The sequence below is a fragment of the Streptomyces yangpuensis genome (genome assembly GCF_001005295.1).
In the GTDB taxonomy this organism is placed as follows: Bacteria; Actinomycetota; Actinomycetes; order Streptomycetales; family Streptomycetaceae; genus Streptomyces; species Streptomyces yangpuensis.
The window spans coordinates 201,955-210,793 of sequence record NZ_LBMK01000004.1 but is presented as its reverse complement, the minus strand read 5'-3'; the positions used below and the strand labels follow the sequence as shown (position 1 = coordinate 210,793).

Below are 8,839 nucleotides of genomic sequence, written 5' to 3'. Positions count from 1 at the left end.
GCCCGCTTCCGGCCGAGAGTGCGTGAACTCCCGCGGAGTTCGGTCTCGTCGCCGCTGGTGCTGCTGGGCGTTCCCGGCCTGGAGGTGACGCGGGTCCCGGACTTCGGCGGGGACCGGACGGACTTCCACGAGCAGCCGGTCCGCATGACGGATCCGTTCAGCCGCTACGGGGCGGCTCGTGGCGAGGTCAGGGGGCGGGGGCCGGGATGTCGTCCAGGAAGGGTTCCAGGGCGGCGCGCCAGGCCGCCGGCTGGTCGTAGTGGAGGTAGTGGCCGGCGTCGGGGATCTCCGCGTACCGGCCGGCCGGGAGGACGCGGACCATCTCCTGGGCCTCGGCGCGGCCCAGTTCGCCGTCCAGGCCGCGGACCACGAGGGTCGGGCAGCGGACCTGGGCCAGCTCCTCCCAGTGGGCGTCGTGGACCCAGGTCTCGCGGGCCTTCAGCATCTGGCGGCGGGAGAAGAGCGGGCGCCAGCCGTCCGCGGCCTCGTGCATGACCTCCGCGAAGAAGGCGCCGCGGCCGGGGTCGGGGCGCTCCACGCGGGGGTCGTCCTCGCCGAACCAGCGGCGGGCGGCGGCCTGGCTGGGGAAGGGCAGGGGCCAGAGGTGGAACCAGTCCTCCCATTCGCGCTGGGAGGCCGCGCCGAGGGCCGAGGCGCGCATGTCGCAGATGACGAGGGCCGCGACCAGGTCGGGGCGGCGGGCGGCGAGCTGCCAGGCGGTGAGCGCTCCCATGGAGTGGCCGATCAGGGTCACGGGGGCGAGGCCGAGCTGTTCCACGACGGCCTCGGCGTCGGCCACGAAGGCCTCGCGGCCCAGGGCGGTGTGCGGGTCGGCGCCGGCGGGCGGGCGGTCGCTGTGGCCGTGGCCGCGCTGGTCCAGGGCGACGACGCGGCGCCGCTCGGCGAGCCATTGGGCGGTGCCGGCCCAGTGGGAGGCGCGGCCCATCAGGCCGTGCAGTAACAGCACACCGGGGCGGGGGTCCGGTTCCGCTTCCGCTTCGGCGACCGGTTCTCGGAACTGCCAGGCGGCCAGACGCACACCTTCGGCCCCTGTCACATCAATGCGCTGTACCACCGCAGATGCACCCCCTTCGTTCCCCGCCAGACTATCGAACCCCCATTCGAAAACGGGGTTCTCGCCCACAACACCGCTCTTTCGAGTGACCTTGCTCAAGGATTGGCGGCCGCTGCCGATGGAGATCCTTTCACCAGGGAGGCGGGCCGCTCGGGGAAGACGGTCCGAGGGGAAGACCTTGAGAGCTCGGGGCTCCAGGTCGCACAGGGGAGGACCGGTCCCGGCGCCGCGAGGCGCCGGGACCACCCACATCCAGGCCGCTCCAGGCCGCTGCGTACGGGCCCGATACGCACGAGCACCGATACGAACGGGCGGGAACCCTGCGGGCTGCACAGGCCGCACGGGCCGCAGGATCAGCGCTTCGCCACGAACACGTGCGAGGCGATCTCCGCCTCCAGCTCGGCAGCCTCACCACCGCTCCCGACCAGGACACCGCCCGGGGACTCGGTCACGCTCACCACCGAGCCGGGCTGCACGCCCGCACGACGCAGCGTGTACATCAGCTGCGCGTCCGTCTGGATCGGCTCCCCGATACGCCGCACGACCACCGTCTTGCCCTCGGTGCCCGGGTCGAGCTCGGACAGGCTGATCATGCCGTCCTCCAGGAACGGCTCCGCCTCCGCCTTCTCCCCCAGCTCCTCCAGCCCGGGAATCGGGTTCCCGTACGGCGACTCGGTCGGGTGGCGCAGCAGCTCCAGCACCCGCCGCTCCACCGCCTCGCTCATCACGTGCTCCCACCGGCAGGCCTCGGCGTGGACCTGCTCCCACTCCAGCCCGATGACGTCGACGAGCAGGCACTCGGCGAGCCGGTGCTTGCGCATGACGCGCGTCGCCAGCCGCCGGCCCTCGTCGGTCAGCTCCAGGTGCCGGTCGGTGGCGACGGCCACCAGGCCGTCCCGCTCCATGCGCGCCACCGTCTGGCTCACCGTCGGCCCGCTCTGGTCCAGCCTCTCGGCGATGCGGGCGCGCATGGGTACCACGCCTTCCTCTTCCAGCTCGAGGATGGTGCGGAGATACATCTCCGTGGTATCGATCAGTCCGGACATTCGTGCCCCTCGGATTGCGTGCGCTGGCCCCGTGCCCAATTCTGACGCATCGGGCCGACAACCGTCCCGTGCCGAGGGCCAAGACCGTTCGCGGACATCCTCCCTCCCTCGGGACGCGGGATTGACGCCCGTATTGACAGGCCCTTGGTCCAGACCGCACGGTGAGCGGCGGACACGGACGCACCCCACCTCTGGAAGGGCCTTCGGCGCATGAGCGAGAGCAAGCTGGCCGGTCAGTTCTTCGACGCCGCCATCGGCCTGCTGGAGCGGGTACGGGACGAGGAGGCCCCGCACATCGCCGAGGCCGGCACCCTCGTCGCCGACGCCGTCGCCGCCGGGAACCGCCTCTTCGCCTTCGGCGCCGGACACTCCTCGCTGCCCGCCCAGGACGTCGTCTACCGGGCCGGCGGCCTGGCCCTGATGAACTTCCTCGCCGTCCCCGGCACCGCCGGTGTCGACGTCATGCCCGCCACGCTGGGCAGCGCCCTGGAACGCGTCGACGGCCTCGCCGGCGCCGTCCTCGACAGCAGCCCCGCCTCCGACGGCGACGTCCTCGTGATCATCTCGCTCTCCGGACGCAACGCCCTGCCGGTCGAGATGGCGATGAACGCCCGCGCCATCGGCCTCAAGGTCATCGGCGTGACCTCGGTCGCCTACGCCACCGGCACCAGGTCCCGGCACGCCTCCGGCACCTTCCTCAAGGACCACTGCGACGTCGTCCTCGACAGCAAGATCGCGGTCGGCGACGCCGAGCTGAGCCTCGACGGCATCGACGCCCCCTTCGCCCCCGCCTCCACGGTCGTCACCAGCGCGATCATGCAGGCGGTCATGGCGGCGGCGGCCGGGGAGCTCGCCGCCCGCGGCCTGGAGCCCCCGCTGCTGCGCTCGGGCAACGTCGACGGCGGCCACGAGTGGAACGGCCGCGTGATGCAGGAGTACGGCGACCGGATCTTCTTCCGCCACTGACCCGCCGCACCTGACGGGCGCTCAGCCCGCGGGCGGGGCGGTGGGGGGTGTTGCCAGGTCCAGGTCCGCCGCGACGCGGGCCGCGACCTCCTCCGCGTACGCCGCGTCCGCGCGCTCGAACGCCGGCCGCGAAGGCCCCCGCAGGAACGTCAAGGCGCCCAGGGTCCGCCCCCGGCTGCGCAGCACCGTGCACAGCACGTGCGCCGCACCCTCGGGCCACTGCCGGGCCCGCGCCCACTCCGCGTCGGCCTCACCGCGCGGGGCACTGGTGCGCACGGAGCCGATCCGGTCCAGCGCCTGCAGCGCCGGATGCCCGGCCGGGTACCGGACGGGGATCGAACCGGGCCCCGGCAGCGCGGGCGGCGACGCCGCGCACCGTACGAGCCGGCGCTGCTCGGAGTCGGCCGCGGGGGACAGTACGTCCAGCAGCGCGTGCTCGGCGAAGCCGGCGAGCGCGAAGTCCAGGCGTACGCCGGCCGCCTCCGCCGGGTCCTCGCACTCGGCGGCGGCCCGCCCGGCACGGTGGAGCTGATGGGACCGGAACCGCGCCTGCGCGGCGTCGAGTTGCTCCTGGCGGGTCTCGGTGACGTCCTGGATCAGCCAGCCGACCCCCAGCGGCACCGGTTCCTCCGCGAGCGGCGAGGCCAGCCGCAGGAACCCGCACCGCCAGCACCGCCGCCGCACGCCCTCCGCGGTGCGCACCGACACCCACATCTCGACGGGCGCGGGCGGCGCCCCCTCGGCGAGCACGTGCTGCAGCGCCCCCTCCAGCTCCTCGACCCCCTGGGTCAGCAGCTCCCCGAGGGGCCGGCCGAGCAGGGCGGTGCGGCCGGTGCCGAAGGCCCGCGCGGCGTGCGCGTTGACCACGGCGGGCCGCAGGTCGACGTCGACGAGGACGACGCCCCAGGAGGCGTCCTCCATCAGGGCCTCGCTCAGCGCGATGGACCGCTCCAGGTCGATCTGCGCGTGCACCTCGCTGAAGGCGCAGTACACCCCCGCGGGCGAGCCGTCCGCGCCCGGCACCCCGGCGGACTGCGTCCGTACGAGGACGCGCCCGCCGTCCTTGGTGAGCAGCGCGAACTCGTGGACCTGCCGTCCGGGCACGTGCTGGGCGGACATCAGTCTGTCCTGCACGTCCTGCGCGTCGGCGGCCCGCACCGCCCACCCCTCGAACCCCTTGCGCCCCACGGCCTCCCCGGCCGACCAGCCCAGGATCCGCTCGGCCTCCCGGTTCCAGTGGGTGATCACCCCGTCGGAATCGAAGGCACACAGCGCGGCGTCCATCCCGTCCAGCAGCGCGGCGAGCAGATCGTCGGCGGTCTCGTCACGTCCGGAAGCAGTCACCTGGAACCCCCAGCAGGTGTTCGCGTATGCGGCACGTCAGATCATTGAACTCGAACGTGACCCACACCACACCGCATTCAGGGAAATCGATGCGCGCCCCCACCTCTGGTGCAGCACCTCCGCGCCGGTCACGGCGGCGACCATGTCGTCCGACACGTGCGATCCGGAACCGGCACATGCCGGTGCTGAGATCCGCGAGCTCCTCCCGGCCGCATGGCCTTGCAGCAGCCCTCGCCCCCAAAGGAAAGCGGGCCGGCAAGTGGCCGGCAAATGAGCCGAACGTGTCGCGGTCCGGACCGGTGGCCGGCACCGCATCACCACGTTGACCAGCTGTTTTGACGTATCGCACCGGAATCTGCGGCTGCTCCGGAGAGGCGGTGGATACAGCTGTGGATTCGCTGCGGAAATTCGATTGAGCGCAGAGCGCGGGCCTGCTTAGAGTGGAGGCACACTGAAAGGAGGTGATCCCGGAAATGTACGAACTCCGGACGCGTGAGGTGGCTGCGGGCTAGGGCCCGTCGTCAGCAACGCACCCAGTGCGGTGCCCGGCGGTAGCCCGGCGCCAATCCCAAGCAGTCACCCGACCCGCGGGCTCGCCGGTAACGTCCGGCCGGCTCCTCTCACTGCAGGAGAGGAACCCGAGCCCGCGGGTCGTCTGCGTCCATGTCTACGTCCGCGTCTGCCTCTGCCTCTGCCTCTGCCTCTGCCTCTGCGCGCCCGCTACGGGCACAGACGCTCCAGGCGCCACTTCTCGCCCTCCAGCACGTAGTGGAGCCGGTCGTGCAGGCGGTTCTCGTGGCCCTGCCAGAACTCGACCTCCTGCGGCACCACCCGCAGTCCGCCCCACTCCGGCGGCACCGGCACCTGCTCCCCCTCCGGATAGCGCTCCGCGAGCTCGGCGTAGCGGCGGTCCAGCTCCGCGCGGGAGCCGATCACGCTCGACTGCTCGCTCGCCCAGGCACCCAGCTGCGAACCGTGCGGCCGGGACCGGAAGTACGCCGCCGTCTCGTCGCGGCCGATACGGGCCGCCGTACCGGTGACGATCACCTGACGGGCGATAGGGTGCCAGGGGAACAGCAGCGCGACCTGCGGGTTCTCGGCGAGCTCCCGGCCCTTGCGGGACGCGTAGTTCGTGAAGAACACGAAGCCCCGGCTGTCGAACTGCTTCAGCAGGACCGTGCGCGAGCTGGGCCGGCCGTCGGAGGTGGCCGTCGAGACGACCATGGCGTTCGGTTCGAAGAGGTGCGAGTCGGCCGCCTGCTGGAACCACCGGGCGAACTGCTCCATCGGTTCCCCGGCGAGGCTCTCCTCGTGGACGATCTCCGAGCGGTACTGCTTGCGCATCATGGCGGGGTCAATGTCCTGATCGGTCACGCAAGCCATCCTGCCGCAGGTGGACCTGTGACGGTGTGCCGTATGTCACGCTTCCGCAGTCGGGGCGCAGCCGCCAAAATCTTGGGGCCGGTCCGAAGGTCCCCGCACGGGTGACCAACGGCCGTGCCGGGCATCAACGGGGATGACCGCGCCGGACCGCGAGTCACGCCGGGAGCCGCGCGTGTTCGCACTATCTGAGGAGCCGCCTGATGTCCGACTTCGTACCCGGGCTCGAAGGGGTCGTCGCGTTCGAGACGGAGATCGCCGAACCCGACAAGGAAGGCGGATCGCTCCGCTACCGGGGCGTCGACATCGAAGACCTCGTCGGCCACGTCTCCTTCGGGAACGTCTGGGGCCTGCTGGTCGACGGTGCCTTCAACCCCGGCCTGCCGGCCGCCGAGCCCTTCCCCATCCCGGTCCACTCCGGTGACATCCGCGTCGACGTGCAGTCCGCACTCGCGATGCTCGCCCCCGTGTGGGGTCTGAAACCGCTGCTCGACATCGACGTGCAGACCGCCCGCGACGACCTGGCGCGCGCGGCCGTGATGGCACTGTCGTACGTCGCCCAGTCCGCCCGCGGCCAGGGCCTGCCCATGGTCCCGCAGCGCGAGATCGACAAGGCCGAGTCCGTCGTCGAGCGGTTCATGATCCGCTGGCGGGGCGAGCCGGACCCCAAGCACGTCAAGGCCGTCGACGCCTACTGGACCTCCGCCGCCGAGCACGGCATGAACGCCTCCACGTTCACCGCGCGCGTCATCGCCTCCACCGGCGCCGACGTGGCCGCGGCCCTGTCGGGCGCCGTCGGCGCCATGTCGGGCCCGCTGCACGGCGGCGCGCCGTCCCGCGTGCTCGGCATGATCGAGGAGATCGAGCGCACCGGCGACGCCGTCGCGTACGTGAAGAAGGCCCTCGACAAGGGCGAGCGCCTGATGGGCTTCGGACACCGCGTCTACCGCGCCGAGGACCCGCGCGCCCGCGTCCTGCGGCGCACCGCCAAGGAGCTCGACGCGCCGCGCTACGAGGTGGCCGCCGCGCTGGAGAAGGCCGCACTGGAGGAGCTGCACGCCCGTCGTCCCGACCGGGTGCTCGCCACCAACGTGGAGTTCTGGGCGGCGATCATGCTGGACTTCGCCGAGGTCCCGGCGCACATGTTCACCTCGATGTTCAGCTGCGCCCGTACCGCGGGCTGGTCGGCGCACATCCTGGAGCAGAAGCGCACCGGCCGCCTGGTACGCCCGTCGGCCCGCTACACGGGACCGGGCCGGCGCGACCCGCAGGAGATCGAGGGCTACGCGGACATCGCCGAGACCGCCTGACCGGCCCGGCCGCCCGTCACCGCGGGGCGCCGCGAACCGGACTCCTCCGGGGCGCGGCGCCCCTGCCGCGTTCTGGGACCGCCCGGCTGAGCGGGCGGCTGGGCGGGGGCCGGGCGGCTCAGCCCAGGGCCGCGTCCAGGATGCGTGCCCACTGGGCCACGACACGGGCCCGGCGGGCCGCGTCATCGGTCAGGACGTTCGCCAGACCCAGGCCGCGGGCCATGTCGAGGAGGCCCTGCACGGTCTCCCGTACGCCCGGCACCGCCTCGTCGGCGCCCAGCAGCTCCACGGCGATGCGGTGGGTCTCGCGGCCGACCCGGGCCTCCAGCTCGGTGACCCGCGGGCGCAGCTGCTCCTCGTTGGAGGCGGCCACCCACAGTTGGAGCGCGGCCCGGAAGAGGGTGCCCGTGTACAGGTCGACCAGTGCCTGCACCACGGCCGGCCGGGCGGCCGGCCCGGCGTGGAAGAGCTCGCGCAGGGCGGTGGAGCGCTCCTCGGCAACGTACTCGACGGCGGCGGTGAACAGGTCCTCGCGGGTCGGGAAGTGGTGCTGGGCGGCTCCGCGGGACACGCCGGCGCGTTCGGCGACGACGGAGACGGTGGAACCGGCCCAGCCGTGCTCCGCCAGACATGACACGGCCGCCTCCAGGAGGTGGCGGCGGGTGACGCGGCTGCGGGCCTGCTTGGGGCCCGTCTCGGCCGTGACGCCACCGGTCACAGCGCCCATGACGGTTCCCGGCGCTCGAAGCGGGCGGTGATGCCTTCGCGGGCCTCGGCGGAGGCGAAGTGGTGCGCGGACAGCTCGGTGAGCGCGGCGCCGTCCTGCGCGAGGGCCGCGCGTACGGGTGCGGTCACCAGTCGCTTGGTCGCGGCGAGCGCCTGCGGGCCGGCCTTGCGCAGGCCCGCGAGGACGGGCGCGAGGGTCTCGTCGACGTCGTCCCCGTGGAGGGTGAGCAGGCCGATCCGTACGGCCTCGGCGGCGTCGAACGCCTCGGCGGTCAGGAAGTACCGGGCGGCGGCGCGCGGGTCGAGGCGGGGCAGGAGCGGTGCGGAGATGACGGCGGGGACCACGCCCAGGTGGGTCTCCGTGAAGGCGTACGAGGACCCGGGCCCGGCGGCGGCGATGTCGCACACGCCGAGCAGGCCGAGGCCGCCGGCCCGGACGTGGCCGGTGACGCGGGCGACGACGGGCCGGGGCAGCTCGGCGATCTCGCGGAGCAGGGCCACGAAGTCGGCCGGGGCGGAGGGGGACTTGAGGTCGGCGCCGGAGCAGAAGGTACCGCCGGTGTGGGTGAGGACGACGGCGCGCACGGCCGGGTCCGCGCCGGCCGCGGCGAGGGCGGCGCGGAGCTCGGCGACGAGCTCAGCGGAGAGCGCGTTGCGGTTGGCCGGGGAGTCGAGGGTGAGGGTGGTGACGGCGGCCGCCGTGGTGGCGTGGACGGGTGTGGCCATGGCTCCTCCGGAGCGGTCGGCGGGGTGGGCGGGGTCCTCGGGGGGAGGTTATGCGGTGGCCCCTGCGGGGTTGCTCGGCGGTCCGGCCGTCTGCCCTGCGAGCGGCTCGGCCGTCTGCCCTGCGGGCGGCTAGGCGGTCCGGCTCTGGCTCCGGCCGGGCGGGGTTTCATGTGGTGCTCGGCGGTTCGGGTTGGGCTCTTGGCCGGGCGGGGGTTGGTGGGGGTCGGGGAGCGGTGCCGGTACGGGGTGTCTCCTCGGCTCGGCGC

The 8,839-nt window shown here is 73.3% G+C and carries 8 protein-coding genes; 2 read left to right on the top strand and 6 right to left on the bottom strand.

From position 1 onward, the window contains the following. Positions 1-187 precede the first annotated feature (187 nt). A complete protein-coding gene (locus AAT21_RS22380) occupies positions 188-1,075 on the bottom strand; it encodes an alpha/beta fold hydrolase (protein WP_046778745.1) in 888 nt (295 codons plus the stop codon). A 353-nt stretch (positions 1,076-1,428) separates the two neighbouring features. After that, positions 1,429-2,121, bottom strand: coding sequence for a metal-dependent transcriptional regulator (locus AAT21_RS22375; protein ID WP_030665907.1), 693 nt, complete (start codon positions 2,119-2,121; stop codon positions 1,429-1,431). A 210-nt stretch (positions 2,122-2,331) separates the two neighbouring features. On the opposite strand from AAT21_RS22375, the gene AAT21_RS22370 reads away from it, so the two are divergent. After that, positions 2,332-3,087 (top strand): SIS domain-containing protein, encoded by a 756-nt coding sequence (locus AAT21_RS22370; RefSeq protein ID WP_046778744.1) that lies wholly within the window; start codon positions 2,332-2,334, stop codon positions 3,085-3,087. A 21-nt stretch (positions 3,088-3,108) separates the two neighbouring features. Here the strand turns inward: AAT21_RS22370 and AAT21_RS22365 are convergent, their stop codons facing one another. Beyond that, the gene (locus tag AAT21_RS22365; RefSeq protein WP_046778743.1) at positions 3,109-4,431 is read right to left on the bottom strand and encodes a PAS domain-containing protein; all 1,323 of its coding nucleotides are present in this window, start codon (positions 4,429-4,431) and stop codon (positions 3,109-3,111) included. Positions 4,432-5,151: 720 nt separating this feature from the next. Beyond that, a complete protein-coding gene (gene pdxH, locus AAT21_RS22360; protein ID WP_046778742.1) occupies positions 5,152-5,814 on the bottom strand; it encodes a pyridoxamine 5'-phosphate oxidase in 663 nt (220 codons plus the stop codon). Between the two features lie 200 nt (positions 5,815-6,014). Here pdxH and AAT21_RS22355 point away from each other — a divergent pair, with 200 nt between their 5' ends. Continuing rightward, on the top strand, positions 6,015-7,121 hold the full coding sequence (locus tag AAT21_RS22355; RefSeq protein ID WP_030964724.1) for a citrate synthase 2: 1,107 nt from the start codon (positions 6,015-6,017) through the stop codon (positions 7,119-7,121). 118 nt (positions 7,122-7,239) lie between these two features. Here AAT21_RS22355 and AAT21_RS22350 read toward each other — a convergent pair whose 3' ends face one another. Then, entirely contained in the window at positions 7,240-7,848 is a 609-nt protein-coding gene (locus AAT21_RS22350; RefSeq protein WP_046778741.1) for a TetR/AcrR family transcriptional regulator, read from the bottom strand. Then, positions 7,836-8,573: an enoyl-CoA hydratase family protein gene (locus AAT21_RS22345; protein WP_046778740.1), complete on the bottom strand. Its 738-nt coding sequence runs from the start codon at positions 8,571-8,573 to the stop codon at positions 7,836-7,838. The genes AAT21_RS22350 and AAT21_RS22345 overlap by 13 nt, the downstream gene beginning before the upstream one ends. Positions 8,574-8,839: the final 266 nt, after the last annotated feature.

Bases quoted from the DNA above. Each gene is read 5' to 3' on its own strand.
- AAT21_RS22345 (WP_046778740.1), bottom strand. From the start codon at position 8,573: ATGGCCACACCCGTCCACGCCACCACGGCGGCCGCCGTCACCACCCTC.
- AAT21_RS22350 (WP_046778741.1), bottom strand. From the start codon at position 7,848: ATGGGCGCTGTGACCGGTGGCGTCACGGCCGAGACGGGCCCCAAGCAG.
- AAT21_RS22375 (WP_030665907.1), bottom strand. From the start codon at position 2,121: ATGTCCGGACTGATCGATACCACGGAGATGTATCTCCGCACCATCCTC.
- pdxH (WP_046778742.1), bottom strand. From the start codon at position 5,814: ATGGCTTGCGTGACCGATCAGGACATTGACCCCGCCATGATGCGCAAG.
- AAT21_RS22355 (WP_030964724.1), top strand. From the start codon at position 6,015: ATGTCCGACTTCGTACCCGGGCTCGAAGGGGTCGTCGCGTTCGAGACG.
- AAT21_RS22370 (WP_046778744.1), top strand. From the start codon at position 2,332: ATGAGCGAGAGCAAGCTGGCCGGTCAGTTCTTCGACGCCGCCATCGGC.